The 25,265-nt window shown below is 63.3% G+C and carries 26 protein-coding genes, 2 tRNA genes and 1 pseudogene; 15 read left to right on the top strand and 14 right to left on the bottom strand.

Annotated features, from left to right (window positions below; all coding sequences use genetic code 11):
- Positions 1–146: 146 nt before the first annotated feature.
- Entirely contained in the window at positions 147–749 is a 603-nt protein-coding gene (locus tag LDB05_RS01885; RefSeq protein ID WP_226007857.1) for a uracil-DNA glycosylase, read from the top strand.
- Positions 750–771: 22 nt separating this feature from the next.
- On the opposite strand, the gene LDB05_RS01880 is transcribed toward LDB05_RS01885, so the two are convergent.
- Positions 772–990, bottom strand: a complete 219-nt coding sequence (locus LDB05_RS01880) for a hypothetical protein (protein WP_226006234.1) — start codon at positions 988–990, stop codon at positions 772–774.
- A gap of 111 nt (positions 991–1,101) precedes the next feature.
- Here LDB05_RS01880 and LDB05_RS01875 point away from each other — a divergent pair, with 111 nt between their 5' ends.
- Together LDB05_RS01875 and LDB05_RS01870 are read left to right on the top strand one after the other, a co-directional pair.
- Complete coding sequence (locus LDB05_RS01875) at positions 1,102–1,842, top strand: hypothetical protein (protein ID WP_226006233.1); 741 nt, start codon at positions 1,102–1,104, stop codon at positions 1,840–1,842.
- 41 nt (positions 1,843–1,883) lie between these two features.
- Positions 1,884–1,967: transfer RNA gene (locus LDB05_RS01870), tRNA-Ser, on the top strand.
- 592 nt (positions 1,968–2,559) lie between these two features.
- On the opposite strand, the gene citE is transcribed toward LDB05_RS01870, so the two are convergent.
- The 5 genes from citE to glmS are packed head-to-tail and all read right to left on the bottom strand — an operon-like array spanning position 2,560 to position 7,890.
- The gene (gene citE, locus LDB05_RS01865) at positions 2,560–3,603 is read right to left on the bottom strand and encodes an L-malyl-CoA/beta-methylmalyl-CoA lyase (RefSeq protein ID WP_226006232.1); all 1,044 of its coding nucleotides are present in this window, start codon (positions 3,601–3,603) and stop codon (positions 2,560–2,562) included.
- A 54-nt stretch (positions 3,604–3,657) separates the two neighbouring features.
- Complete coding sequence (gene mch, locus LDB05_RS01860) at positions 3,658–4,722, bottom strand: 2-methylfumaryl-CoA hydratase (RefSeq protein ID WP_226006231.1); 1,065 nt, start codon at positions 4,720–4,722, stop codon at positions 3,658–3,660.
- A complete protein-coding gene (locus LDB05_RS01855; RefSeq protein ID WP_226006230.1) occupies positions 4,715–5,992 on the bottom strand; it encodes a methylaspartate ammonia-lyase in 1,278 nt (425 codons plus the stop codon). The genes mch and LDB05_RS01855 overlap by 8 nt, the downstream gene beginning before the upstream one ends.
- The gene (locus LDB05_RS01850) at positions 5,993–7,426 is read right to left on the bottom strand and encodes a methylaspartate mutase subunit E (RefSeq protein ID WP_226006229.1); all 1,434 of its coding nucleotides are present in this window, start codon (positions 7,424–7,426) and stop codon (positions 5,993–5,995) included.
- An 8-nt stretch (positions 7,427–7,434) separates the two neighbouring features.
- Positions 7,435–7,890 carry a methylaspartate mutase subunit S gene (gene glmS, locus LDB05_RS01845; RefSeq protein WP_226006228.1) on the bottom strand — a complete coding sequence of 152 codons (456 nt, stop codon included), beginning with the start codon at positions 7,888–7,890 and terminating at the stop codon, positions 7,435–7,437.
- Between the two features lie 164 nt (positions 7,891–8,054).
- Between glmS and mct the strand changes: the two genes are divergently transcribed.
- The 3 genes and pseudogenes from mct to LDB05_RS01830 all read left to right on the top strand — a co-directional run bounded on the left by mct (position 8,055) and on the right by LDB05_RS01830 (position 10,651).
- On the top strand, positions 8,055–9,230 hold the full coding sequence (mct, locus tag LDB05_RS01840; RefSeq protein ID WP_226006227.1) for a succinyl-CoA:mesaconate CoA-transferase: 1,176 nt from the start codon (positions 8,055–8,057) through the stop codon (positions 9,228–9,230).
- Between the two features lie 384 nt (positions 9,231–9,614).
- Positions 9,615–9,914 (top strand): annotated as a pseudogene (locus LDB05_RS01835) (restriction endonuclease); the annotation flags it as partial.
- Positions 9,911–10,651 carry a hypothetical protein gene (locus LDB05_RS01830; RefSeq protein WP_226006226.1) on the top strand — a complete coding sequence of 247 codons (741 nt, stop codon included), beginning with the start codon at positions 9,911–9,913 and terminating at the stop codon, positions 10,649–10,651. The pseudogene LDB05_RS01835 and the gene LDB05_RS01830, both read left to right, overlap by 4 nt.
- Before the next feature lie 151 nt (positions 10,652–10,802).
- Here LDB05_RS01830 and LDB05_RS01825 read toward each other — a convergent pair whose 3' ends face one another.
- Positions 10,803–10,967, bottom strand: a complete 165-nt coding sequence (locus tag LDB05_RS01825) for a hypothetical protein (RefSeq protein ID WP_226006225.1) — start codon at positions 10,965–10,967, stop codon at positions 10,803–10,805.
- Positions 10,968–11,394: 427 nt separating this feature from the next.
- Here LDB05_RS01825 and LDB05_RS01820 point away from each other — a divergent pair, with 427 nt between their 5' ends.
- The 8 genes from LDB05_RS01820 (at position 11,395) to LDB05_RS01785 (ending at position 17,904) form a co-directional block, all read left to right on the top strand.
- On the top strand, positions 11,395–11,667 hold the full coding sequence (locus LDB05_RS01820; protein ID WP_226006224.1) for a hypothetical protein: 273 nt from the start codon (positions 11,395–11,397) through the stop codon (positions 11,665–11,667).
- Between the two features lie 226 nt (positions 11,668–11,893).
- Positions 11,894–14,086: a PAS domain S-box protein gene (locus tag LDB05_RS01815; RefSeq protein ID WP_226006223.1), complete on the top strand. Its 2,193-nt coding sequence runs from the start codon at positions 11,894–11,896 to the stop codon at positions 14,084–14,086.
- 56 nt (positions 14,087–14,142) lie between these two features.
- Positions 14,143–14,469 (top strand): DUF5785 family protein, encoded by a 327-nt coding sequence (locus LDB05_RS01810; protein ID WP_226006222.1) that lies wholly within the window; start codon positions 14,143–14,145, stop codon positions 14,467–14,469.
- 75 nt (positions 14,470–14,544) lie between these two features.
- A complete protein-coding gene (locus LDB05_RS01805; protein ID WP_226006221.1) occupies positions 14,545–15,315 on the top strand; it encodes a GTP cyclohydrolase III in 771 nt (256 codons plus the stop codon).
- A gap of 84 nt (positions 15,316–15,399) precedes the next feature.
- Positions 15,400–16,008 carry a CBS domain-containing protein gene (locus LDB05_RS01800; protein ID WP_226006220.1) on the top strand — a complete coding sequence of 203 codons (609 nt, stop codon included), beginning with the start codon at positions 15,400–15,402 and terminating at the stop codon, positions 16,006–16,008.
- A 102-nt stretch (positions 16,009–16,110) separates the two neighbouring features.
- A complete protein-coding gene (locus LDB05_RS01795) occupies positions 16,111–17,334 on the top strand; it encodes a phosphoglycerate kinase (protein ID WP_226006219.1) in 1,224 nt (407 codons plus the stop codon).
- Positions 17,303–17,818 carry a GNAT family N-acetyltransferase gene (locus tag LDB05_RS01790; protein ID WP_226006218.1) on the top strand — a complete coding sequence of 172 codons (516 nt, stop codon included), beginning with the start codon at positions 17,303–17,305 and terminating at the stop codon, positions 17,816–17,818. The genes LDB05_RS01795 and LDB05_RS01790 overlap by 32 nt, the downstream gene beginning before the upstream one ends.
- Positions 17,819–17,830: 12 nt before the next feature.
- Positions 17,831–17,904, top strand: a tRNA-Thr gene (locus LDB05_RS01785).
- 288 nt (positions 17,905–18,192) lie between these two features.
- Here the strand turns inward: LDB05_RS01785 and LDB05_RS01780 are convergent.
- The 7 genes from LDB05_RS01780 to LDB05_RS01750 all read right to left on the bottom strand — a co-directional run bounded on the left by LDB05_RS01780 (position 18,193) and on the right by LDB05_RS01750 (position 24,182).
- The gene (locus tag LDB05_RS01780) at positions 18,193–18,444 is read right to left on the bottom strand and encodes a hypothetical protein (protein ID WP_226006217.1); all 252 of its coding nucleotides are present in this window, start codon (positions 18,442–18,444) and stop codon (positions 18,193–18,195) included.
- A gap of 240 nt (positions 18,445–18,684) precedes the next feature.
- Positions 18,685–19,578 carry a hypothetical protein gene (locus LDB05_RS01775; protein ID WP_226006216.1) on the bottom strand — a complete coding sequence of 298 codons (894 nt, stop codon included), beginning with the start codon at positions 19,576–19,578 and terminating at the stop codon, positions 18,685–18,687.
- A 39-nt stretch (positions 19,579–19,617) separates the two neighbouring features.
- The gene (locus LDB05_RS01770) at positions 19,618–20,097 is read right to left on the bottom strand and encodes a hypothetical protein (RefSeq protein ID WP_226006215.1); all 480 of its coding nucleotides are present in this window, start codon (positions 20,095–20,097) and stop codon (positions 19,618–19,620) included.
- Positions 20,098–20,721, bottom strand: a complete 624-nt coding sequence (locus tag LDB05_RS01765) for a hypothetical protein (protein WP_226006214.1) — start codon at positions 20,719–20,721, stop codon at positions 20,098–20,100.
- Complete coding sequence (locus LDB05_RS01760) at positions 20,718–20,960, bottom strand: response regulator (RefSeq protein ID WP_226006213.1); 243 nt, start codon at positions 20,958–20,960, stop codon at positions 20,718–20,720. Before LDB05_RS01760 ends, LDB05_RS01765 begins: the two co-directional genes overlap by 4 nt.
- Before the next feature lie 1,347 nt (positions 20,961–22,307).
- Positions 22,308–23,225 carry a hypothetical protein gene (locus LDB05_RS01755; RefSeq protein ID WP_226006212.1) on the bottom strand — a complete coding sequence of 306 codons (918 nt, stop codon included), beginning with the start codon at positions 23,223–23,225 and terminating at the stop codon, positions 22,308–22,310.
- Between the two features lie 336 nt (positions 23,226–23,561).
- Positions 23,562–24,182, bottom strand: coding sequence for a universal stress protein (locus LDB05_RS01750; protein ID WP_226006211.1), 621 nt, complete (start codon positions 24,180–24,182; stop codon positions 23,562–23,564).
- A gap of 119 nt (positions 24,183–24,301) precedes the next feature.
- Between LDB05_RS01750 and LDB05_RS01745 the strand changes: the two genes are divergently transcribed.
- Positions 24,302–25,129: a DUF6159 family protein gene (locus tag LDB05_RS01745; protein ID WP_226006210.1), complete on the top strand. Its 828-nt coding sequence runs from the start codon at positions 24,302–24,304 to the stop codon at positions 25,127–25,129.
- Positions 25,130–25,265 lie beyond the last annotated feature (136 nt).

Below are 25,265 nucleotides of genomic sequence, written 5' to 3'. Positions count from 1 at the left end.
GCCCGGCGCATCGTCGTCTGCCGACGCTGACGATCACCGACTTCGGTTCTGCGTGCCACCCGCCGGCCAGACGCGTTCCTTTTCTTTTCCGCTTCCGAAACGGGAGTGTGGACGCGAATCAACGGTCTCGAGCGAACCCCTACGGGATGGACGAGGAGTGTCGGAACTGCCCGGCGCTCTGTGAGACGCGCACGCAGGTCGTCCACGGCTACGGCGACGTCGGCGCGGACTTCCTGTTCGTCGGCGAGCGACCGACGGAGCGGGCGGATCGACTGGGCGTCCCGTTCGCCGGCGAGGGCGGCAGCGACGGCGACGGTGGGCTCCGACGGATGCTCGAGCGCCTCGGGCTCTGTGACGTCACGTCGCCGGCGGATGCGCCCGGGCTCGAGAACGTCTACCTGACGAATCTCACCCGCTGTCGCGATCCGGACCGGGAGCCGACCGACGAGGAGATCGACAACTGCGACCCGTATCTCAACGCAGAGATCAGGATGATCAACCCCGAAATTCTCGTCCCCGTCGGCGAGCGCGCGCTCCGGGAACTCGGCGTGGAGTACACGACGACGCCGGTCGACGACCTCGCGCTTCCCGACGACCACGCCACGCGAATCCGGGGTCGCGGGTTCGAGCTCGTTCCGATGATCGAGCCCAGCGAGCAGTCCGACGCGGAGACGCAGGCGTGGCTCGAGACTTTCGTCGAACTGATGGCTTCCGATTATCGACAGACGAAGGGACGGCAGGAACGGTAAGAATCAGCGGCAGCGAGAGCGACTACCAGTAGGGGTTCGCACGCCAGCGCTTCGAGCCGATACCCGAAGCGATCAGCGCGCCGACGGCGAGGACCGCGACGACGAGTGCGCCGATCGTCGGCGCGAAGAACGCGCCGGGAGAGTCGAGCAGGTAGGCGGTTCCGAATCCGTACGCGCCGAGGACTGCCAGCGCGGCGATGACGAGCGTTCCGAGCAGTCCGGCGATCGTTCGTTCGTCCATATCAGGGCCGAGGCGCTACACCACTATAATTCGTTATCATTTCGGTCCAGGGTCCGCCGCTCGAGCCCCGAAAGCGCCGCGTTCAAGGACCGCGCGCACGGAGTACGAGGCATGATCGTCGTCGTCCCGGTCGATCCGCCGCGAGCGGGGCTCGTTCTGTCCGCGCTCGTCGATGGATCACCGCTCACCGAAGCTGAAGCCGTCGCGCTCTACGAGGCTACCGTCGCCGACGTCCTGTGGGCCGTCTCCTCGAGCGGCGGCGACCTCCTGATCAACTACCGCGACGCGGAGACCCTCCCCGATGCGCACGCGGATGGCGACCCCGAAGCCGAAATCCGGGCGCTCGCGCTGGACGCGCTCGGCGAGGACGCCGAGGTCCGATTCGAACGGCAGGTCGGCTCGAGTCGCTCGGCCCGCGTCGGCAACACCGTCACGCACCTGCTCGAGCAGGAGGGTGCCCAAAGTGTGGGAATACTCGAGCCGACGGTGCCGCTGGTGGGCCGGACGGAGATCGACGGCGCGGCGATGTCGCTCCGGCGTCACGAGGTCGTGCTGGGACCGTCGACCGGCGGGGACGCGTACTTCGCGGGCTTTTCCGAACCGATCGATTTTGCGGACGCGTACGCGACGCCCGAACTGTCGACGCTGGCACGGCGCGGGGCCGATGCGGGACTGGGCGTCGGGTTCGCACCGATGCTCCCGACCGTGGCGACGCCGGCCGGGTTGCGGGAAACCGTCGCCGGACTCGAGGCCAGGCAGGCCGCCGGTCGGCCGGGTGCCGAGGCGACGGCGGCACTGGTGGACGAACTGGGGATTCGTGTGGGTGAGGGCGGCGGGCTCGAGCGCGAATAGACCGACAACCCTTTTTGAACGTGTGGCAAACGTGCAGGTGAGGTGGGGTGGCAGAGCGGCCCAACGCGCCTGCCTTGAGAGCAGGTGGCTGTCAAGCCTCATGGGTTCGAATCCCATCCCCACCGTTTTCCGCGAGAGAATACGACGAACGCAGTGCGGAGTCTCTGGAGCGGAAACGGAACGGTGGGATTTGAATCAGGGAGGAGCTTCGCTCCGACCGTGGTTCGAATCCCATCCCCCCCGTCTTCTCACGAGCACTACACGACGAGCACCGCGAGGTGTATCGCGAGTGAGAAGACGACACGTTGGGATTTGAATGAGACCAGTCGCGCGCAGCGAAGCGAGCACGTCTGGGCGTAGTTCGAATGTGAGACCCTAAACGAAAACAGCAGTCCTGCTATCGTGGCAACAGGGAATCGCCACGCCCTCCCCATCCGATTCGCTCGCTCCTGATAGTCGCTCTCTCATCCCTCGCACAGTGTTGACGGACGACTTCGCTGTGCTCACGGTTCCCTTCGGTCACCGTTCGCTTTCCGAGGCGCTTCACTCCGTTCGCGCCTCGCACCGCTCAGTCGTCCGACAGCGCGCGCCACCGCACATTGTGAGGTCGATTCGGGTGTCACAGAGGGTCATCGACATGCGCTGCTCTCCGTAACGAACCCATCGGAGAAAATTCGAAATCAGTCAATCGTTGAGTCTAGCGTCCGCTTGCGTCCCTTAGCGGTAAGACAACTCGAGCTCCCGCGCTCGGTCGAGCAGTTCAGCGTCGTAGTAGTCCTCGGTCTGTGCGGGTCGGATGTCGTCGATCGCGCGGACCTGCTGGACGGTGTTGCGGAAGTTCTTGAACGTGGCTTCGTCGACCATCTGGCCGTCGATCGTGACCGCGCCGGTGCCCTCGCGTTTGGCCTCGTTGAAGCGCTCGATCTTGTGGACGTCGCGCTCGAGTTCCTCGGGCGTGGGCATGTGGACGGTGTTGGCTTGGATCGTCTGCTTGGGGTACAGCGACCAGGAGCCGTCGAGGCCGAGTTGGGCCTCGTGTTCGACCTGATCGGCGTACTCGTCGGCGTTGTAGTAGGTCAGGCCGGCGCGCTCTTTGAACAGGTCGTCGAAGGGGCCGCCGATCGAGAGCAGGCCGCCGGCGCTGGCTTCGTTCGAGAGGGCCTCGAGGAGGCCGTCCCAGCGGGGCATGCCGTCGCCGAGGTCGCGGCCGCCGAGTTCAGCGGCGTAGTCGACGGGGCCGAAGACGAGCGCGGTGAGTCGGGAGTCCTCGCCGAACTTGGAAATTTCGCGCAGATCGGAGCGGGCGCGGCCAGTCTCGATGATGATCGAGAGGCCGATCGAGCCATCGTCGTAGCCGTGTTCGGCTTCCGCCTCGGCGACGACCTCGGCGGCGCGTTTCACGTCCTCGAGACGGCCGACCTTGGGGACGACGACGCCGTCGATCTCGTCGCCGATCTCGCCGACGAGGCGGTCGATCTGGTTGCGCCCCTTCTCGCAGTACTCCTCGTCCTCGTAGCTCCACTCGACGCGGGGCCAGATTTCGCCGGGGAAGTCGTACTGGGGAACCTTCTCGATCGTGTTCTCCAGTCCCTCGGCTTTCATGTCCGGTGCCGTCCCGTCTTCCATGTCGGGGACGAGCCAGTCGGGGGCTTGGAAGCCTTCAGCCTCGAGTGCGGAGGTCAGATACTTCGCCGAGTCGTCTTTCGGAACGGCGGCCGGTGCGGTCTGGAACGTGCGGCAGAGTCGAATGTCGTCAGTCATGTGTACGTGTCTGGGTTCGTAATTGTCCGCTGTCGATTATGATGTTCGATCGTGTCAGTTAGAACGCTTTCGAATCTCGGCGGTTCGCGTCCCCGAGTAGACGGGTTCGTCGTCCTGATTGAACGCGATGTGCTCGAAGGTCACCGTCCCCGCCTCGTCGCTCGAGGCGTCGTCGTCGGCCTCGATCACGCGCGTGAACGCGTAGACGGTGTCACCGACGGCGACGAACGTGTGGAAGGATTCGTCGTCGAAGCCGACCTCGCGCCAGGTCTGCTCGTCCGAGCGGGCGTGTCCCAGCGCGGTCGATCGGGTCACGTCACCGTAGGTGACGATGTTGCCCGACGGCGAATCGGCCATGACGTCGACGTTGTGGTGCTGCTTGGCCGTGTTGAGCGTCGCCAACGGCAGCGAAGCCACGGTCACGTCGTCCTGCGTGCGACCGCGCTCGTGACGGTAGGCGACGGCCGCGTCGCGATCCTCGGCCTCCTCGAGCGCCTCGACGAAGTCCTCGTAGTAACCCCCTTCGGGGGCGATGAACTCCTCGGGGAGTTCGGGGCCGTCGTCGTCTCCTTCGGCGGCCGCCGCGCCGCTTCCGTCGGTAGCCATCGGCTCCCGTCGCGGAATCATGTTCGTCCGCTCGTAGGAACAGAGTACGTCGCCGGTTGCTGCGTCTTTACCGCGGGTTCGCCAGGAGACGATGCCGTACTCGGGTCGGGAACTCGAGGTCGCGCAGTTGACGACCTCGCTCTCGACGTGGAGTTCGGTGCCCGCGTAGACGGGCGACTCGGGGAAGCGGACGTCGGTCCGGCCGAGGAAGTAGCCGCCCTTCTCGCTCAGGTCCTCGACGGTGATGCCGAGCGTCGCGGCGGTGAGGTAGTCCGGGTGAATCGGCGGTTCGTCGAACCCGCGCTCTTCGGCCGCGTCGCTCCGCCAGTAGGCGGGATCGTGGTTGAGCGTCTGGCTCATCCACTGCTCGTTGCCCCACTCGGTCAGCGTGAGCCCGGGGTCGTGCTCGATGAGGTCGCCTTCCTCGAAATCCTCGAAGCAGTTGCCCTTCTCCTTGGTCTCGACTTCCTCGAGCGCCTGTGCGAACGTGTCCGGATCGGTCCAATCAGTCATCTGCAGTCACCTCGTCAGTTCCGGTTCGCTGTCGGTCCCGCTCGCGGCGGGCGATCGTCCGTCGCATCTCGTTTTCGACGATCATGTACCCCTCGTCGAAGCCCATGCCGGGCTTGGCGAGCACCTGCGCGGCGTTCGTCGCGAGCGCGACGTGGGCGCAGGCCCGCGCGGAGGTTTCCGTCTCGTTGCAGGTGCCGCCGAGGTAGGCGCGGGTGTCGGTCCCGTCGCAGTAGCGGACCGCCTGTCCGCTCCGGTGGATGCCGCCCAGATCGGGCGTCTTCACCTGCACGAGGTCGGCCGCGCCCGCGTCGACGAACGCCTGCACGTCCTCGAAGGTGTTACACCACTCGTCGGCCACGATGTCGACGCCGACGTTGGCGTCGGCGAGCCCCTCGCGGAGCTCGACCATCGCGTCGATCTGGTCCGCGCGGTTCCCGACGTCCATCGGTCCCTCGATCTGAATCGGGTACGGCGCTGCGGCCTCCTCGAGCGCGGCGAAGTAGTCGACCACCTCGTCGCGGTCGTAGGGCGCGCCGAAGATCTCCCCGATCATCCCGTACACGTCGATGTGGAAGCGGGGTTCGTACCCTTCCGGGCCGAGTTCCTGGGAGCGTTCGGTGAGCCACTCCACGTACTCGAGGAGCGTCTCGCCGTTCTCGCCGATCTTCTCGACGCTGTTGATCAGGGCGTGGGGGAGCACGGGAACGCCCTTGACGAACATCTTTTCCGTATTATTGTAGCGGTCGTCGCCGGACTGCCCGAAGACGGGCACCGGCTCCGTCGCGGGCTCGGTCCCGAGCGCGTCGGCCATCACGTCCGTGCGCGTCGTGTTCTCGGCCTCGGCGGCTGCGGCCAGGAGCGCCTGCGAAACGCCGTATCGGATCGCCGTGTGGAGCCGGTCGCCATCGACTTGCAGCTCCTCGAGAAGCTCCGCGTTGGCGAGGAAGTCGGTCGCGTCGCGCCCCTCGAGCGCGTCGGCAACGGGGCCCTCGATGACGGGGGCGTACTCCTCGGCCTGGAAGAGCGGGTCGCGCCCGCCGGCACCGGAGTACTGAACCGCGGCGCAGTCGCCCCGCAGGACGGAGCCGTCCGCGAGTTCGATATCGACGATGAGCGTCTCGCCGGCCTGGCGAATCTCGTCGAAGCCGTCGGTGACCGGCTCGCCCTCGTAGGTGAAGCCGTCGTGTTCCGCTCCCTGCTTGATCGCGCGCTGGTCGTCGAAGAAGAACCCGGAGTAGCCGGGCGTGGCGTGTAATCCTGTAATCTCCATTTAGACGTCACCCTGCGGTCGGCCGATGAGTTTGCCGTCGCTGATCGCGTCGACGTCGTCCGCGACCATCCGGAACGACTGGTCGCGGCCCTCGGTCGTGGCGCGTTGTGAAAGTCGGGCCTTGTGAATTTCCTTGATGTCGTCGTCCATCTCGAGGTCGGCCCACTCGAAGATGCGGACGCGACCGTCGTCGTCCCGCGCGGGGAGGACGGCACCCTGTGCGCTGTCGCTGGGTGCGAACGGCACGTCGAGCGCACCGGAGTCGAACGCCTTGAGCGTGCCCTGGACGACGTCGCCGTCGCCGTGCTCGAAGATGGTGTCCATCAGACACCGTGTCTCGCGCTCGATGAGGTCCTGTTCCTCCTCGATGCCGTCGATGTCGATCTGCTGCTCGATCGCCATGTCGATGACCTGCCGCGTCGTGCGCAGGCCGGCCGAGTTGGCCTCCTTGGTCGGGACCCCCTGGAACTCCTGGGGCGACTTGGTGATGACCTTGTCCGGCTGGGCGATGGCGGCGGTCATGCCGCCGAGGCTGATGACGCCGTTGGCGCGGGCCTCATCCGGCGGGAAGCCGCCCATCCACTCGTGGAAGACGGTGGTGACGACGACCTCGTCGGGCAGGTACTCGTTGCCCAGCTTCTTGAGCGCGTTCAGCGCGGCCACGTCCTGGACGATGTTGCCGACCTGTCCGTAGCCGAGCGTGATCGATCGCACGCCCTGGGTCGCTGCCAGCTTGCCCTCGACGATCATGATCGCGATCGCGATCGAGGGCGGGACGAGCGTCCCCGTCAGCGGGCCGAACGGCTCGCGGTTGATCCGCACGCCGCGTTCGGTGTAGGCCCCCGCCAGCCGGTCGACGAACTGCCACTTCTCGATGGTTTCCTCGAGTCCGTGGCGCTTCGTATACGGAATGTTGTAGGAGATCGGGCCGCCCTCGAAGCTCTGGAAGCCGCCGGCGAAGGTGATCGCCGCGAGCAGCCGGGCGTCCGGCGTCCCGTGGCGGACCTCGATCGGCGCGTCGACCGCGTCGATCAGTTCGCGGCAGCCGTCGACCCCGTGATTGACGGCCGGAAAGCCGTTGAGGGTGTCGTCGCCCGTCTCGAGGGCCTTATCGAGCCCCTGCTGGGCCTTCTCGTACTCGTTGTCGCGCGTGTACGAGTCGATCGTCGTCGGCAGGAGATCTGCCTTCCCCTCCTCGAGGAGGTACTGTAAGAGTTCGATCTGATCGTCGAGCCGCGGAACGCCGGCTCGCGGCTGGAGGAGTGGTTTGTCCGCGGACTCGAGGACGTCGGCGAATCGCTTGTGGTCCGGAAGCGACTCGTGGTACTCGATGGCGTCCTCGAAGTCGACGCCCTCCCCCGTCGGCCAGTTCGATCGGATCTCTTCGTCGATACGCCGTAGCTCGTCGGATGGAATGCGTTCGTCTCGTATCATCTAGACATCTAGGAGGTAATAGTCGCTCGCTCCGACTCCGTCGGCGAGATCTGGAGGTCCTCGCGGAGCGCAGCGATCGCGTCCTCGGGATCCGTCTCGGAGTCGAAGACGCGGTCGAATCCGAGCTCCCGGAACGTCTTCCGGGTCTGCTCGAAGTCGTCCTGCCCGACGGCGAGGTTGCCGCCGATGTAGCTGACCGCGTCGACGCCCGCGTCCTCGAGGACGCTGTGGAATCCCTGGCAGTCCTGCTCGGCGTGGCCGTAGAGCGAAGAAACCAGTACAGCGTTCGCGTCGTGGGTTTTCGCCGCGTCGGCGAACTCCTCCTGGGAGGTCTGAACGCCGAGGTTCACGACATCGAAGCCGGCTGCACTGAAGGCTTGCTCTAAGATTGTGATGCCAACGACGTGGGCATCGGAGCCGATCACGCCGAGGACGACCGTTTGGGACATCGTATCCAAAACCATGAGGGACCACCGTATAAACCTAATGATCTTCCATGATAATACTCCTTAAACATCCTAACAGCGTCTCTATGTTGGATGTTCACACGACCGTTGGTATGCAGAGACAAAGTACATGATCGATGGTAAGGGTTTTGGTAGTGGTTTCGGAAGGGACGGACACAGATATGGGTGCACTCTCGAACCTTCGCGTGCTGGATCTAACCCAGGTGCTCGCCGGGCCGTACTGCACGATGTTGCTCGCGGACATGGGCGCGGACGTAGTCAAGATCGAGCGGCCGGGCGGCGACATGATCCGGTCGAACCCGCCGTTCGTCGACGACCCCGAGGCCGAAGCCTACGGGGGCTACTTCCAGAGCGTCAACCGGGGAAAGAAGAGCATCGAACTGAACCTCGGCGACGACGAGGATCGCGCCGATTTCCTCTCGCTGGTCGAAGAGGCCGATATCGTCGTCGAGAACTACCGCTCGGGGACGATGGAGAAGTACGACCTCGGCTACGAGACGCTCACGGAGTACAACGAGGACATCATCTACTCATCGATCCGCGGCTTCGGCGACCCGCGGACCGGCGAAACCGACCGGCAAGGCCAGCCCTCCTTCGACCTCATCGCGCAGGCGCTCGGCGGCGTCATGGAGACCACCGGTCAGCCCGACGGCCCGCCGACGAAGACCGGCCCCGGCGTCGGCGACCTCTTTACCGCGACGCTGAACTGCATCGGCATCCTCGCCGCGGTCAACCACCGCGAACAGACCGGCGAGGGCCAGTACGTCGACACCGGCATGTACGACTCGATGCTCAGCTTCACCGAACGCGCCATCTACCAGCAGTCCTACACCGGCGAGGCCCCCACCCGTCGGGGCAACTCTCACCCCACGCTGTTTCCCTACAACGCCTTCGAAACGGACGACGGGTACGCCGTCATCGCCGCCTTCAACAACAACCACTGGGCCGAACTCTGCGACGTAATGGACCGGGAGGACCTGGCCGAGGAGTACCCCACCACGCCGGATCGACTCGCGAACCGCGAGGATCTCCGCGAGGAGCTCGCCGACTGGGCCCTCGAGCAGACCAACGACGAACTCGTGGGCCTGCTCGAGGGCCGGGTCCCCGCCGCACCCGTCCAGAACACCGAGGAGATCTTCGAGGACCCACACGTCCACGCTCGAAACATGCTCGTCCCCGTCGAACAGCCCGGCGCGGACAGGGACGTCGAGATCGCCGGCACCCCGATCAAGATGACCGAGACGAACCCCGAACCCCGCGGCCGCGCGCCGCTGCTCGACGAGCACCGCGAGGAGATACTGGGCGAGACGTCCGACGCCGAAGCGGCCGACGACTGAGCGAGGCTAGTACCCGTTTTTGCCCTCCGAAATGATTCGGACGGCAATCCATTTGGAGATCGTTGGTCAGACCGATACTCGAGCGGTTCGCCATTCTGTTCGAGTTCGTTCTCATTGTAACGGAACCCCTTACACGAGCTATTTATACTTTATATTGAACCTGGGGGTCAATTCCTCAGGTCGGCGTGTATTCGACTGACTCGTAGTTACGATTCAAACTTCGAGCAGCCCTTTCCTACCAGTGCTTTCTTAGTGTGACAATTCGAGGTACCGCGTATCATGAATCAGGCGACGCTGTCGGACCGGCCGTATACGAATCCGAATCTTTTCTCCGGGCACTATCTCGACGAGCGAATTCAGGAACGAGACGAGTGGGACTGCGATGAGGCCGACTTGATCGAAGCCTTCGTCCCCGTCGCCGTCGACGAGGCCGGCGGCTTCGCGAATTTCCGTGAGACTGCCACCAAGGCCAACTCTCTAGTTGACCGCCTCCGGAAGCTCACGCTGCCCGCCGCCGACGACGTTCGCGACGGACTCGAGAGCTATCTCGAGACCAAAGAACGCGCGGAAGAACTCGAGGAAAAGATCGAGAAAACGGGCGAGTTGATCGACGAAATCGTCTACGAGTTGCACGGGTTGACCGACGAAGAAATCGAGATCGTCGAGGAGGCCGTCGGGGAATGACTGCTGAGAGTCCGAACATGGGACTCAACGCAGACACAGTTATCGCAGAACGGGTCCGTCAGCAGCTGACGGTCTTTCCCGGAAAGTTCCGGGAATTAGGTGAAGGTGGGGAGTTGCGTCGACTCTGCCGTACCACGAGGACCCTCTCTGGCCCAAAAGTCGAGCAAGCACCAGAGGATTTCACGGAGCAGTATCTTATCGAACCAATTCTCCATGGACTTGGGTATCGAAATCCGATCTCAGAGGATTACGTCGGAACCGGACCACACTTCGTCCGTCGACCGAGCACCTACCGAAATATCGAGATCAATCGGCCGGACTACCTACTCAAAAACGTCTCGCCGCAAACCGATTGCATTCTAGAAGCGAAAGCTGCCAACGAAGAACAGCTTACGGGAAGCAAGCGACGTGCGACTGCTGACATCGAGGAGTACGTAGAGTCGGACACGTTTGCAAAGTATCTCAAAACTATAGAGAAACGATATCTGGTCGCCATCGGGACAGATGGTCTCCGCTGGGTTCTCTGGGCAAAGGATGTCCGATCCCGAGAAACGAAAGAAGCAATCGCTGAAGTCGATCTATCGGACGCAATCGCTGCAATTGCTAAGCGAGACGCAGTTATCGAAGGTGAACCAAAGTCTACAAACGTCGACATACGGAAATTCCTCGCGGAAGAATTCATCCCACCGTTTGCTGCTTGTTCGATCGATGATTTCGTTGCCGACCAATTCGAGTAGGTAGCTGCACTCTACCGAGAACATCCGGACTCGAGCGCCCCGCTTCCGAGCCGACCGGCCGACGAATGGTCTCGACGGAGGTGGTGTGATGATCCCGAACGGATCGCCGACCGGCCGGCTGATCGTCGGGGGCTCGAGTGAGCACCCCGACCTAGTCGCGCTCGAGCAGGCCGGGCGGGACGGAGCAGCCGCAGGGACTGGCGGAGCCGGTGTGCGGACCGGTGACGGTGACGAAGGCGACGGGCTCGCCGCAGGTAGGGCAGTCGGGGAGCGGGGACGAATTCCGCTCGGGACTCGCGTCGACGTCGCTCTTCATCGAACCATCCCCATCGCTCGAGACCCCGAATTCGGAGGCGATAACGGTCGTGGCGGGTGAACCGGCTGTCGTGCGGGACGTTTATATCCCGGTGGTATGTATGGAATCATGCTTGCGAATCCCGGTCTGGGATTTGGAAGCAAGCCTCGGGTGGTTCCAGCACCTGGGCATTTCGATGTAGCCCTCTATGAGACTCGCTTCCAATTTAATCCCTAACCTGTTCAAATTTATAATTACCGATGAAAATTGGAATTTTCGATGGAGGCTCGAGCCCGATTGCCTCCGACTGCTCGAGCCATCGACGTTCCCGAGCGAGTCCGAGTGACCGGGACGGCTGTGGGCGGACTCGAGCCCGTCTCTCCGACGGATTCACTCCCTGCGAACCGACGGAGGGGTTATACGCGCCGGCCGCCAGTATCGTATACTCATGCCGAACGAAATTTTCACAGACCCTGAAACTCCGGCCGACGAGTGGGCGGATATTCGAATGACCGATCCGGAAGCCAACGAGTGGGACGTCGATTTCGTCGTCGCCGGCGGCGAAGTAGGCTACGTCGACCTTCAGATACGACCGGAACTCCTCGCCTCCTTTATCGGCTGTCTCCTCGACGACGTCGACGACGACCGGGCCGGTGCGATCCTGGCCGACGTCGCCGACCGCACCGACATCGACCTCCGCGATGGAATCGGTACGGAGTAACCGACTCCGAAACCCGGCCCCCTGTCGACGCGGTTCGGGGGTGCCTGCTCGAGCGCGTAGTCTTGAGACGTTGTCATCGATACGAACCTTTCTCGACCGACCTATCGGATTTGACGACTTCCGTTCGTGATTGTAATTCAGAAAAATCGACTAAACGTGGCTCATCTCCGGAAATTCGCTTCGGGTTGGCCCCAATCTATATGCTCGTCGTCCCGAGACAGACCCCATGAGCATCCGGGACGAATCTCTCCCGGGAAGCGTCTCGATGGACCCGATCCGCGTGCTGCACGTGGACGACGACGCGGAGTGTACGGCCACGGTCGCCGAGTTCCTCGAGCGAGCGGCTTCCCCGAGCGAACTACTGCACGCGACCACCGCGAGCGATGCGCTCGAGCGCCTCGAGACGACCGAGATCGATTGCATCGTCTCGGAGTACGCGCTCCCCGACGCGGACGGGCTGGCGTTTCTGGCGGCCGTCCGGGAGGCCCACGAGGACGTTCCGTTCGTTTTCTTTACCGGCTCGGGATCGGAATCCCTCGCGAGCGAGGCGACCGGGGCCGGCGCGACGGACTACGTGCCGAAAGGCGAGGACGACGAACAGTACGCGACGTTGGCCGAGAGAACGGTCAGCGCCGTCGAAACGTCGCGGGCCCATCTGCAGCGCGAGCGGAAGATTCAGGCCATCGAAACCGCACAGGAGGGTATCAGTCTGCTCGACGCCGACGGGCGGTTAGTGTACGTGAATCGAGCCTACGCCGACCTCTACGGCTACGAGCCCGCCGAGATGATCGGCGAGCACTGGGAGCTGCTCTATCCGGAGGACGAGGTCGAGACCGCCCACGAGGAGATCATTCCCGCGGTATTCGCGGAGGGGGACTGGCACGGCGAGACGATCGGCCGCCGGAAGGACGGCAGTACCTTCGTCGAATCCCACTCGCTTTCGACGACCGGCAACGGCGACATGATCTGTATGGTCCAGGACATCACGGACCGCAAGGAGCGCGAGCGCACCCTCGAGCGCTACGAGACGATTATCGACGCGCTGGGTGATCCCGTCTATACCGTCGATGCCGACGGGCGATACGAGTTCGTCAACGACGCCTACGCCGAGATGACCGGCTACGCGAAACACGAACTTGTCGGGCAGCACGTGTCCTTCCTGCTCGACGAGGCCTCCGTCGAGCGCGGCGAGGACTGCGTCCGCTCGCTGCTCTCCGAGGACACCACTGGGTACCAGGGGACCTACGAGATCACCGTCGAGACGAGCGCCGGCGAGCCGATTCGCTGCGAGGATCACGTCTCGTTGCTCCCGCTCGAGGACGGCCGCTACAGGGGCGTCGCCGGCGTCGTCCGCGATATCACCGAGCGCACGCGGCGCGAACGCGAACTCGAGCAGTACGAGACGATTCTCGAAACGATCCCGGACGAAGTGTACAGTCTGGACCCCGACGGCTACTTTACCCGGATCGTGCCGCCGATCAACGCAGACGTAACGACGACGGGGTACACCCCGGACGAACTGGTGGGCGAACACGTCTCGCGGCTCTTGGACGCAGAGGATATCGCCGAGGGAGAGGCGGAAATCGCCGCGTTGCTGAGCGCAGATGACCGCGAGCACGCGTCGTTCGAAATGGAGATCATTACGGTCGACGGGGAGCGGGTCCCCATCGAGAATCACATCGCGACCCTCCCGTCGGACGAGGACGGACGCTTTCAGAGTACCGTCGGCGTCCTGCGCAACATCACCGAACGCAAGGCGCGCGAGCGCGAACTGAAAGCACAGAACGAACGACTCGACCGCTTCGCCAGTATCGTCTCCCACGACCTCCGGAACCCGCTCAACGTCGCGCAGGGTCGGCTCGAGCAGGCCCGCGAGAACCCCGACTGTGACGGCGAGGACCTCGAGGCCGTCGCCTGGGCCCACGACCGAATGGAGGTTCTGATCGAAAACATCCTGGCGATCGCACAGGAGCGCGACCCGAGCCCGGAGATCGAACCGATCGAGCTCGCGCCGCTCGTCGAGGGGTGTTGGCAACACGTCGAGACGGCCAACGCGACGCTCCGGATCGAGACGGACGCCGTCGTTCGAGCCGATCGCCCTCGGCTGACGCAACTCCTCGAGAACCTGATCCGTAACGCCATCGAGCACGGCGGCCCCGAGGTCACGCTCACGGTCGGCGACTGCGCTGACGCGGACGGCGGTGGCGTTTTCGTCGCGGACGACGGTCCCGGTATCTCGCCTGCCGAACGCGAAACAGTATTCGAGAGCGGCTACTCGGGCGACGGCGGCGGGACCGGTCTCGGACTCGCGATCGTCGAACAGATCGCCGGCGCACACGGGTGGACGGTGACCGTCCAGAAGGGGGAACGCGGCGGTGCGCGGTTCGATATCACTGGGATCGACCTGATCGACCGGTGACGAGCTGACGCCGGTGAGGAGTAATCCTTTTGCGGGACCCCTACACACGTTTGAGTATGAGTACCGATTGGCCGGTCGATCCCGACGGCGAGGAGGGCAGCGAGGGCATGCGCAAGTTCGACATGCGGATCATCGCGGACAAGGTCGACGAGGAGGAGGACTTCCCGATGGTTCGCGACGAATTCGTCGAGGAGTACGGCGACTACCCGATCCGGATCAACTACAAGACGGTCGTGCCGCTCAGCGAGATCTTCGAGTACGTCGAGCCGGAGGAGTTCGAGACGATGCTCGACATGCACAAGGCCGTGGGCGCGGCGATGCGCGAGGGTGACTTTTGGGTGTACCACCCGAAGGGCAAAAATCCCGAAAAGAAACACGCCTGAGCCCCGCTCTCCGGCCCCATCACGAATCTGGATTACGTATCACTTATACGACGGCGTTCGAAAGAGTCGGCCACCGTGACTAACACGCAGGTTACGCTCGTTCAGATCGACAACTACGGGCCGTGGACAGTGACGCCGGAGCCACGGCGGGAAGCCGACCTGCAGACCATGCAGTCCCGTCTGTTCGCGGATATTTCGCAGTTCGTCGGCAACCGCGGCGGGTACGTCTTCTTCACCCGGTTCGACAACATGATCGCGGTCACGAACGGCTGCTCGCTCGAGGATCACGCTCTCCTCCAGGAGTCGGTCGGGAACCGCTATCCCGTGACGCTCAGCCTCGGCGTTGCGACCGGCACGAGCCCCGTTCAGGCCCTCTCGGACGCGACCGAACGCCTCCAAGACGCCGGCAGCGCACAGGACAAGGACCGCCGCGAGTGTCTCGAGGGCCGGGTCATCGACGACCCGCACCGAACCGACGACGACGTCCAGATCGCTCACTTCGACGTCGTCAACGCGACCGGCAACTACACGGACGAACTCAACGCGTTCGACACCTTCATCGAGATCGAACAGGGCTACGCCGAACTCATGCGACACATGCGGTACACCCACGACAGCCTCTCGTTTTTCGTCGGCGGCGACAACGTCATCGTCGTCTGTCCCGACCTCGAGGAGGCCGACTACGAGGAAGCGGTTTCCCACGTCGCGGAGGCCGTCGACGTGGAGATGCAGGTCGGCGTCGGCCGCGGAGCCAGCGCCCACGAGGCGGGCTTCGAGGCGAAACACGCCCTCGAAACCTGCCGGGCGGACGGCACCCGGGTCGAACTCGAGTGGGAAACGTCCTAACCACCGGAATTGGTAGACTTCGCCGCCGGTTCGCTTAAGTGTGACGGAGGTAGCTTTTAGCCCGTTCGTGGGATTCATTCACACATGGAATCGGAACTATCAGTCAGAGACGTCTTGACGACCGACTACGTCGGCGTCAGCGAGTCGGACTCAGTCCGCGGCGTCGTTCGACTCATGCGGGAAGAGCGAACGAGCTGTGCGCTGGTGGTTCGCGGCGCGGAACCGGTCGGCATCGTGACCGAGTGGGACGTGCTCGGGCTCGTCGCCGACGGCCACGATCCCGACGACACGACTGTCGGCGACGTGATGACGACGCCGGTTATCACGGCGGGTCCCGACCGGTCGCTTACCGACGTCGCCACCACGATGGCTCGCCAGAACATCCGCAACGTCGTCGTCGAAGACGAGACCGGGGTCGTCGGGCTGGTCACCCAGCGGGACGTCATCGCCGCTGCTGGTTCGTTCCAGGCGACGATGACGCCCGCTCGCTCGAGCGAACCGCCGATCGACCGCGATCGCGCGGTCGCCGACCCTGCGGCCGCTCCGCTGAACGACGAGGGCGAGACCGGCGTCCGTCCCAACGGCGGTGACGAGTACACGACCCAGGGCGTTTGCGAAGCCTGTGGCTCGCTCGCGGATGCGCTGTGGGACGCCAACGGGCAATTGGTCTGTTCTGACTGCCGGACGGTATGACCAGTTGACAGGCCGAAAAACGGCATGCAGCGTGTCAACAACCATCGGTCCATATCTCTCCGATAGAAAGACCTTTCGGGAGGCGCGGTGGACAGGTCGATAATGATCGAGACCCTCGACGACCTGACCGTCGAAGGGACTACCGTCGGTGTCCGCGTCGACGTCAATAGTCCGATCGACGACGACGGGACGCTCGCGGACGACGCTCGACTGCGCGCTCACGTCGATACGCTCTCAGAACTGCTCGACCGCGGCGGCCGCGTCGCCGTCCTGGCCCACCAGGGCCGCCCCGGCGGCGACGATTTCGTTTCCCTCGAGTCCCACGCCGATCGGCTCGCCGAACTGCTCGGCCAGCCCGTCGATTACGTCGACGCGACCTTCACCGAAGCCGCCCGGGAGGCCGTCAGGGGCCTCACGAACGGCGACTGCGTCGTCCTCGAGAACACGCGCTTCTACAGCGAGGAGTACATGGAGTTCGACCCGGAGCGGGCCGCCTGCACCCACCTCGTCGAGGGGCTCGAGCCGGTTCTCGACGCCTACGTCAACGACGCCTTCGCCGCGGCCCACCGCTCGCAGCCGTCGCTCGTCGGTCTCCCGACCGTCCTTCCCGGCTACGCCGGTCGCGTGATGGAAACCGAACTCGACGTGCTGGGATCGATCGAGGAGACCGACGAACCCCGTGTCTACGTCCTCGGCGGCGCGAAAGTGTCGGATTCGATCGACGTCGCCTGGTCCGTTCTCGAGAAGGGACTGGCCGACGACATCCTCACCGCGGGCGTCGTCGGTAACGTCTTCCTCGTCGCGGACGGCGTCGATCTCGGCGATGCGAGCTCGGATTTCATCTACGATCAGGGCTACTGGGACGAGATCGACCGCGCCGCCGACCTGCTCGACGCCTACGGTGACCGGATCGCGCTCCCCCGGGACGTCGCCGTCGACCGCGGCGAGGACCGTCACGAACTCGGCGTCAACGCCTTGCCACCCGGTGACGGCGAGGCGGCGATGGACATCGGCGAGTCCACGCTGGACTACTACCGACGGATCCTCGCGGACGCAGAGACGGTCATCCTCAACGGTCCCGCCGGGGTCTTCGAGGACGATCGGTTTCAGACGGGGACCCGACGACTCTACGAGGCCGCGACCGACATTCCGACGAGTATCGTCGGCGGCGGCGACACGGCCGCCGCCCTGCGCAGGCTCGGCGTCGACGGCTTTTCCCACGTTAGTACCGGCGGCGGGGCCGCGCTGCGGATGCTCACCGCCGAATCGCTTCCCGCCGTGACCGCACTCGAGAATGCACCCCAACGACCCGCAGCCGACGATTGAACCGGCCGCTCGGGACGACCTCGATCGACTCGCCGAACTCTGGGTTCGCCTCGCGCGGGACCAGCGCCAGTACGATGCGGCCGTTCGCGCCGATGCGAACCGGGAGACCATGCGCGAAACGCTCGCGGCGTATCAGGTCAACGACGGCCTGCTCGTCGCCCGAGCAGGCGAGACGATCGTCGGCTTCGCCTCCGTAACCGTCGAACACGGCTCGCTCGAGCTCGACACCGACCGCGGCCTACTCTCGAATATCTACGTGAAACCCGACTATCGCGATCGCGGGATCGGAACCGCGCTGCTCGAGGCCGCCGAAGAGTCCCTCGCCCGCCGGGGCGTCGACGTGATGCTCCTCGAAGTGATGGCCGACAACGAGTCGGCCCGTCGGTTCTACCGTCGCGAGGGGTACGACGAGTTCCGGGTAACCATGGGACGCTCGCTTACTGATCCGGAGGAAAACGATACACATTCAAAGGAGGACGGCTAACCAACGGCCTGCGCCAGGGGAGCATGGGCGGTTCATGCACTCGACTTGTAATCGAGACTTCGTGGGTTCAAATCCCACCCCTGGCTTAAATCCTTAGGTTCAAATCCCCTACCGACTGGTATCGCCAGTTTCCGGCGTTCGGAAGATGCCGGTAGTTCGAACCTAAGGTTCAAAGCCCATTCTACCTGCGGCAAGAATGGGGGTGTCGCGGCGTGAGACCGCGCTGCCCTACGTGCGGTCGGCCGGTCGATCCAGCCCTCCGACTAGACGGTACGCCGGCAGGATACGTCGAGTGTCGCAACTGTGGTGCGATCGCTGGCCACGTCGACTCGGATCCGCTGAGTCGTCGAGACACACTCTCGAGGGCGAAGAACCTATACGAACGTCTTCGGGAACTCGGCGAGCCGGTTCAGCTGGACCAGCTTAAGCACGCCGTCGGCCACCTGAAGTCCCTCGAGGAGTTCACCAGCAAGAACACCGAGGTCTTCGAGGCCGCGACGACGGTCTGCGTCCGACGCGCTCGAGGATGATCCATGGCGGTCCATCCGATCGACGAAGGCGTTTCGGTTGAGGTCCGCTTCGCCGGTCGCGCCGTCCAGGGCGTCGTCGACGAAGTCCGATGGCAACCGACCTGGGCGGACCAGCGTTCGGAGATCGTCGTTGCGAGGCTCTCGAGCGAGGCGAACTCATCGGCGAATAAGGCGGGGTCTTCAGGGAATTCAATACTCTCGTACTCTCGAGTCGCCGCGTAGAACGTCGACCACGACGCCGTGTAGTTTTCGTCGATCACATACTCGTCGACGCCCTCGAGCCAGCCGGGGAGTGCGTCCTCGGCCAGCATCGCGTTGGTCATGTCGATGATGTTCTCACTCGCGCCAGCGGTTCGACGGTCGGACCGTATCCGTGGCCCACTCACCGAGTTGCTCCCGTTCCGCTGCTGTGAGATACAGGTAATCAGAGCGAGGCCCGTCTCGAATTACCAGAGGATCACCTCGCTCGTCACGACAACGGACGTAGTGTACGCCGTCTCCCCACGCGGCTTGCAACGCCTGAAGTATGTCCTCTGTGGCAGTGATCTCTCCGGAGACGACGATTTCGTCTCGCGTCGCTCCTGCTAATTCTATCGCCTCCAGTGCATCGGGAGCCGTCCGTTGGAGTACCGCAGTGAGTCCACAGATTGAGACCGAGGACGGCGATCGATCTAGCTGCGAGACATCTCTCCACAGCGAGGACACCACCGGAGCCTGATCTGATTCTTCCCCCCAGACAGCGTATTCCGTCAGGCTCGTCTCAGCTGCCGGATTCGTTCCGTTCTTCGCACGAATCGCGTCGCACTCACTGCTGACTGGGAATAGTCGGGCGAGCTGGTCGGGTGATACAGCGTCAGCGAGGCGTCGATACTCCGGGATGTCGAGGTACACCGAGTCGGCGTCGCTGTCCGCTCGTGCAAACACAGGGTCACCTTTTTCGTCTCGGAACTCCGCGACCAGCAACGAGTCAGACAACAGTGCCACGACAGCATCCCGCACCGCCGGCGTCGCAGTGAGTTCACCTCGGAGCGTGTCGTCGTCGTCCGTCGCACCCGCCTCAACAAGGACGTCTACCGCCTCAGAGTCGACGTACTCAGATAGCAGCGAGTAGATCCCCATAACCTCTACCGTTTCTACCTCCCGCTGTGTCGTCCTCAGTACATTCTGTGCTACGATTCTAACGTCGCGATGGGGTTCGGTGCCGTAGTGTAGGATCGTAAATTTTCGCATGTTGTATTAAAAAAGGGCTGAGGTTGGTTGAGTGTTCTGTTACGGCGGCGGCGGCATGACGGGGACGACCCAGGCAGCGGCAATCACAGCCGCGATATTCGCCGGTCCAATGTACAGGATTGCGGCTGCGGCTGCTCCAGCGGCTACAGCTGCAGCCCCGCTATGGGTCGCCTCGTAGTCCTGAGCAGCGTCCGCGAGATCGTCAATCGAGTCTGAGACGAACGCAGAGATCTCTCCGACATCGGGATCCGTGTCGAAGCACTCTTCTTCACAGAACTTGAACGGCAGTTCCGTCTCGAACATGAACAGACAGAGGTCGTCGTGCTCGCGATAGGCGCCGCCGTGTAGGTTAAACACCTCGTCTCCATCTTTGTAGATCTTGATATTATAATGGGAGATGTCGGAGCGCTTTCGAATGTGTGACGGAACACAGAAGGCCCGGTTGGTGTCAAGTTCGTGGCTGTGGAGGAGCACGACGAGCTTATAGCCGCCGCCCATGTCCTGGTTGATGATCGGCATTTACCTGTCCCCCTCTGAAGCAACCCACGCGCTGATTTCATCGGCCAGCTCGTCACCAGTCGACGGATGCTCGGTCGCGTATTGGAGTTTGAATTCCGTGTCCTCGGCAGTTCGGCTGTTGAGGGTCTGTGGGGAATTTCCTCGCATTTCCTCGTGGGAAATCCGCTTGGTGTCGTCGCCGCGGAAGAAGACAATGTCGTTCTTCTCGAACTGTGGGAACACATCCCGGCCTGAGTCAGTCAGCTGGACGAACTCACCTTTCGGCTTATACATCCAGATGTCCCCGTCGAGCGACACTACGAGCCGATTCCCCTGCCGGTTCCACGCAGGGTGTAGCGGTGTCTGATCACCGACGTCCAGGACAGTCTCCTTGTTCTTGTTCTGGATCACTGCGAGCTCGGCACCGCCCTCTGCGGCGCGGATGACTGCCTTACGACCGCCCTGCGGAGGGGTGGCCGACGCGAGTACCGCGCTACTGTGGTCGTCGGTCCTGTTCGATTTCGCGGAGGTTGACATTGAGAGCCCACTCGTCGCTGTCGCGGCGAGCATTCCCTGGAGGATGCGTCTCCGGTTGAACGGTTGGCTATTTATATCCACACCGTCTTTCGTATCATTATCCTTCATCTTACTGCAATTTCATTAACTGGTACATATTTTTTAAATGTTTCTATATAGTATGAAGTTATTAAATATATTTTCTTAGTTGCAGATATCCTATTCTCAAATCCCCGCAGTCGCCTTCGGTAGATGAAATTCAATGCTGCTTGTCCATCGGTAACGGTGTGGATGGCGTTGTGGGATTGGTCATCGTAAAACGTCTCCTCAAGAAGGCGCCTGTCCCTCGGATTATCCTCAACTATCAACTGAGAGGATATCCGCTTCGGGGTGGTTGATGAGATTTATTCACAGATTGACGCGATCGCACGGCGCTCGTGTGACTTACTTCCAAAGCCGGACGTGGATTTGAACCAGGGAGTGGACCGAAGCGGAACGACCGTGGTTCGAATCCCACCCTGATTTTCTCTCGAGACCGAGCCAATGACTCCATCCGTGTAGCCAGCCGGAGCCCGATGAACCAGCGACTGTTCGAAAGGATTACATAATCGTGTGAGATATCCAACTATGGGGATCACTCCCTGCCCCCGGCGGAACAAAAGGCAGTCCGTAGCGATCGGAACCGAAAGGGCCGGTGGACGCACGCGACAAAGCCTCCCGCGGCCGAGGACACGGCCGTCACGGGCGACGTCCGTGTCGAAGCCCGTCGCTGATAGGGCCCGGTCGCCGGCCTGTCTCATCGAAAGCCCCCTGGGGGCGACGCGGGACGCCGAGGCCCGGCGATAACGCACCGCGCGGAAACCGGGTCGAAGAACTCCCGCGGAGCCGTCCGAACGCGTGCCGGTCAGGAATCTGCGACCGACTCGAATACGATAGGTCGCCTGATACCGATTGATTCCTCCCTCGCCCGAGGTCCGGGACGGAACGCGAACGTCGACTGACTGTGTATCGAAACTATTAATAGTGATTTCTAACAATAATTAATCGCCTCTGCATCCCCATCCAGAGGCCCCCCTCTCCCCACTCCATCTTCCGTTTTGTAACAACGAGTTCGAGAGTCCTATTTCGCGACGAGCCGTCGGTGACCACCGATTGAAACCGAAGCGGTCGCGTTGCGTTCGTCACAGCTCCGGGTCACGTGACACAGGAGAGTCTGCCGAAGAGACTACCCGGATAGTATCGCGAGCGAAAGCGACCAGTAGTGCGCGGTCAGTATGCTTGGGACGACGATTCGGAGGTCACCAAGCCGTTACCAGAATCCGAGTTGATTGCCGATGACGAGAAACGCGAAAAACAGAGCCGCTATCGACACCAGAGTCGCGGCCTCGGGCGAGCCGATTTGGTCGAGAAGCCGGTCTACCCACCCTCGGCTTGCGGTAGTTCTCCCCATCGAAGACAGTTGGTCCTCACTACTTGCCATACAGTACCATGCGAACACACTCACAAAAAGATACCTGTAGCGGAACTGTCCGTACGGAACTGATCCGATCTGGAACGAGAGCTGTCCCGAAAAGGTATCTCTCGTCCTGGGTCGGTTCCGTCGACCGATTCGACGCCCCCGGCGAGTCCAGACCCGCCTGTGTCCTCGAGGATAGCTGTCACCGCGAGTACGGTGCTGACCTCGACGGAATCGTTCGTCTCGGGAATCGACAGACTCAACCGGTGTCAGTCTCGAGAGCGGTGACGTCGACCTCCCAGAGGGACTCCGAGGTAAACCGCCCGTCCGCACAGATCACCCAGGCGATGATCGGGCACGTCTGACAGAGACCTTCCTCGACCGTCAGCGACGCCGTATCCGTGGCGCCGCTGATCTCGGACGTTCCGATGATCTGGTCCGCCTGGCCGAGCCACCAGACGACGCGCTCGAGGCCGCCGTCCGGATCGTCGACGTCGATCTCGAGGGCGGTCGGTTCCGCTCGATCGACGGGGAGTCTCCCGGGTTTCGGACGTGCGCCGTCGATCGTCGGGGACGATCGTCCACCGGGCGTAACGTTGACCGTCCAGTCGACCCGGTAGTTCCCGTCGTCGGTATCGATTCCGGCGATTATCTCGTCAGTTCCCACGGACTCGGCCGTGTACTGCCAGTAGTGGGCGTTTCGCTCCGCGTAGTAGATCGACTGCCACGCGGGCCCGACCATCGAGTCGCTGACGTGTTCTCCGTTCGCCCACCAACTGGTAAACTGCGACGCGTTCGGATCGGCGGCTCCCGCTTCGAAGAGAACCGTCGTTCCCGGCCGGACGGCGAGTTCGTCGGCCGGACGGCTCCGCTCGGTCTCGAGTTCGTCGACTCCCGATACCGTGACCGTTCGCTCGGCTGAATCGCCGGCGGCCGTAACTCGAAGCGAGACCTCGCGGTCCCGGGCTGCCGGTTCGACCCGGTAGCTCCCGGAAAACGGCTGCTCCGTCTCTCCCGGGTCGAGCGTGAGCGTGACGGTACCGACCGGCTCGCCGTCGACCGTGTACTCGACGGTCGGACGCACCGGCCGATCCGTCGCGTTCTCGAGTTCGGCGGTCCACTCGAGCGAGCCACCGCCGTCGATCGGGTCGGTTACGTCCGCGAGTCGGACGATCACGCCCGAGCCGTCAGCGATCGCCCGTCTCCCGTCGGACTGGGATCGGACTGTGCGAGACGAAACCGGACCGATGGTACTCGCCGCTGTACCTCGTAAGAGCGATCGCCGGTTCACGCTGTGTCCCTCATTCGTGACCGCCAACCGGGATCCCGACCAAAAAGCAGTCGCTTCGTTACGAGGGGACAACGGATCGTTTGCTCCGTGTCGGCCCTTCCCAACGGACGTTGTGTCTCCCTACTCCGCGGTTGGGTCGACGAACGCCCCCACCGCGTTCTGAAATCGTGATTGCGTCGGGTTCGCTTCGGGCGTGTGGTCGCTCGGCGTCGTGGACAGCCGTTACTCGGTTTCGGGTCCCGTCGCGACGCGTCCCTCGCTCGTGACGGCATCGACGTGGACGTGAAGTGGTCCCCTATCGGTCTCGAGGGGCACGATCCAGGAGGCGCTGGTCCGATGTGGATCCTCCAGAACGGTCACGTCGTCGTACCCCTCGCGTTCGGCCGTCTTTCGGGCGATATCTGCCGCCTCGTCGGAGTCTTCGATCCGGATATCCTCGGTCAGACGGACGGTCACGACCGGTACGTCGGCCATTCGGACGATCCGTTCGGTAACGCTGCCGACCAGCACGCGGTCGAGCCCGGTCCGGCCCTGCGTACCCATGACAATCATGTCGATCCCGTGATCGTCGGCGTATGCGAGGATTTCTTCGTGGGGAACACCCTGTTCGACCGCGGTGACGACGTCGACTCCCTCCCGGGTCGCTTCGGCCTCGACCCGCTCGACCGCCCGTTCCGCGGCCGGGATCGCCTCGTCGGTCTGCAGCGTACCCAGCGGCCCCTCCGGAACGACGGACAGCGCGTGAACCGTGGCGTCGAATCGACCCGCGATCGTCAGTCCGTGATTGAGCGATCGGCGAGTCCCGTCGCTCCCATCGGTCGGGATGAGGACGTCCTGATACATGATACGGGAAATTAGGAGTGCGGTCGTAAATACCCTCGAGTCCGTCCGTACGGGTACGGTCCCCCTCAGATAGTCAACCGAACGACAGGAATATATATTCCAGGCGAACAAGAGGAAATATGACAGGACGATTCAGACATGGATTCGACGCCGTTGATGCCAGCCTCGACGTGTTTCGAGCCCATCCCCGCCTCGCGATCCTCCCGCTGTTGAGCCTCGCCGTCGTCGGGAGCGCGTACGGGGCCATCGCCGTGGTGGTGCTCCACTACGGGCTCGCGACCGCCGTGTTTGCAAACAGCCTCGTGAAGTACGGGACGATGTTCGCGGCAATCGCCGTCGCCTCCGGGATCGGGGTCTTCTTCAACGCCGCAGTAGTCCACTGCGCGGCTCGACACTTCGCCGGGGAGGAGACGACCGCCCGCGACGGGCTGGCCGCCGCGTGGGACGTCCGCGGTCGGATTGCGAAGTGGAGTCTGCTGGCCGCGACTATCGGCACTGCCCTCTATATCGCCGAGGACAACGTCCCCGGAGTCGGGACGCTCACCCGGTCGGTCCTCGATCTCACCTGGGGGCTCCTGACGTTCTTCGTCGTTCCGGTGATCGTCACGGACCGCACCGACGCGCTCCGCTCGGACCTGCGTAAGAGCGGCGGGGCCTTCTCCCGAACGTGGGGCGAGAGCATCTCCGCCACCATCGGAATCGGGCTCGCCCTGCTTCCGGTGAGTCTGATCGGACTCGGCCTCCTCGGCGTCGCGTTCGTTTCACCCACGGGCATCGCGGCGTACGTGGTGGGAATCGCGGGCGGCGTCCTCCTCGTCGCGACGATCGTCGTCGCACAGGTTCTCGGCATGGTCGTTCGCACCGCACTCTATCGGTACGCGACCACAGGCGAACGGGTCGGTCCGCTCAAGGAGCTCGAACCGGACGGCGTCTTTCCCGAGAACTAACGCCAGCCCGACGGGTGGCGAACCATACGCCGAGTTCGATTCCCGGTTTCTGTCACTATCCGATACGTAGCAACGCCCTTATCGTTGGTAAGGAAAGTCGCCGCCGTCGTCGAACGATGTAAATCTTTTTTACGAT

Source organism: Natrinema salinisoli (genome assembly GCF_020405205.1).
GTDB classification, from domain to species: Archaea; Halobacteriota; Halobacteria; order Halobacteriales; family Natrialbaceae; genus Natrinema; species Natrinema salinisoli.
This window is presented reverse-complemented; position numbering and strand designations above follow the sequence as displayed.

Excerpts from the sequence above, each read along its gene's own strand:
- LDB05_RS01885 (WP_226007857.1), top strand. The coding sequence starts at position 147 with ATGGACGAGGAGTGTCGGAACTGCCCGGCGCTCTGTGAGACGCGCACG.
- LDB05_RS01880 (WP_226006234.1), bottom strand. The coding sequence starts at position 990 with ATGGACGAACGAACGATCGCCGGACTGCTCGGAACGCTCGTCATCGCC.
- LDB05_RS01875 (WP_226006233.1), top strand. The coding sequence starts at position 1,102 with ATGATCGTCGTCGTCCCGGTCGATCCGCCGCGAGCGGGGCTCGTTCTG.
- citE (WP_226006232.1), bottom strand. The coding sequence starts at position 3,603 with ATGACTGACGACATTCGACTCTGCCGCACGTTCCAGACCGCACCGGCC.
- mch (WP_226006231.1), bottom strand. The coding sequence starts at position 4,722 with ATGACTGATTGGACCGATCCGGACACGTTCGCACAGGCGCTCGAGGAA.
- LDB05_RS01855 (WP_226006230.1), bottom strand. The coding sequence starts at position 5,992 with ATGGAGATTACAGGATTACACGCCACGCCCGGCTACTCCGGGTTCTTC.
- LDB05_RS01850 (WP_226006229.1), bottom strand. The coding sequence starts at position 7,426 with ATGATACGAGACGAACGCATTCCATCCGACGAGCTACGGCGTATCGAC.
- glmS (WP_226006228.1), bottom strand. The coding sequence starts at position 7,890 with ATGGTTTTGGATACGATGTCCCAAACGGTCGTCCTCGGCGTGATCGGC.
- mct (WP_226006227.1), top strand. The coding sequence starts at position 8,055 with ATGGGTGCACTCTCGAACCTTCGCGTGCTGGATCTAACCCAGGTGCTC.
- LDB05_RS01830 (WP_226006226.1), top strand. The coding sequence starts at position 9,911 with ATGACTGCTGAGAGTCCGAACATGGGACTCAACGCAGACACAGTTATC.
- LDB05_RS01825 (WP_226006225.1), bottom strand. The coding sequence starts at position 10,967 with ATGAAGAGCGACGTCGACGCGAGTCCCGAGCGGAATTCGTCCCCGCTC.
- LDB05_RS01820 (WP_226006224.1), top strand. The coding sequence starts at position 11,395 with ATGCCGAACGAAATTTTCACAGACCCTGAAACTCCGGCCGACGAGTGG.
- LDB05_RS01815 (WP_226006223.1), top strand. The coding sequence starts at position 11,894 with ATGAGCATCCGGGACGAATCTCTCCCGGGAAGCGTCTCGATGGACCCG.
- LDB05_RS01810 (WP_226006222.1), top strand. The coding sequence starts at position 14,143 with ATGAGTACCGATTGGCCGGTCGATCCCGACGGCGAGGAGGGCAGCGAG.
- LDB05_RS01800 (WP_226006220.1), top strand. The coding sequence starts at position 15,400 with ATGGAATCGGAACTATCAGTCAGAGACGTCTTGACGACCGACTACGTC.
- LDB05_RS01795 (WP_226006219.1), top strand. The coding sequence starts at position 16,111 with ATGATCGAGACCCTCGACGACCTGACCGTCGAAGGGACTACCGTCGGT.
- LDB05_RS01790 (WP_226006218.1), top strand. The coding sequence starts at position 17,303 with ATGCACCCCAACGACCCGCAGCCGACGATTGAACCGGCCGCTCGGGAC.
- LDB05_RS01775 (WP_226006216.1), bottom strand. The coding sequence starts at position 19,578 with ATGCGAAAATTTACGATCCTACACTACGGCACCGAACCCCATCGCGAC.
- LDB05_RS01770 (WP_226006215.1), bottom strand. The coding sequence starts at position 20,097 with ATGCCGATCATCAACCAGGACATGGGCGGCGGCTATAAGCTCGTCGTG.
- LDB05_RS01765 (WP_226006214.1), bottom strand. The coding sequence starts at position 20,721 with ATGAAGGATAATGATACGAAAGACGGTGTGGATATAAATAGCCAACCG.
- LDB05_RS01750 (WP_226006211.1), bottom strand. The coding sequence starts at position 24,182 with ATGTATCAGGACGTCCTCATCCCGACCGATGGGAGCGACGGGACTCGC.
- LDB05_RS01745 (WP_226006210.1), top strand. The coding sequence starts at position 24,302 with ATGACAGGACGATTCAGACATGGATTCGACGCCGTTGATGCCAGCCTC.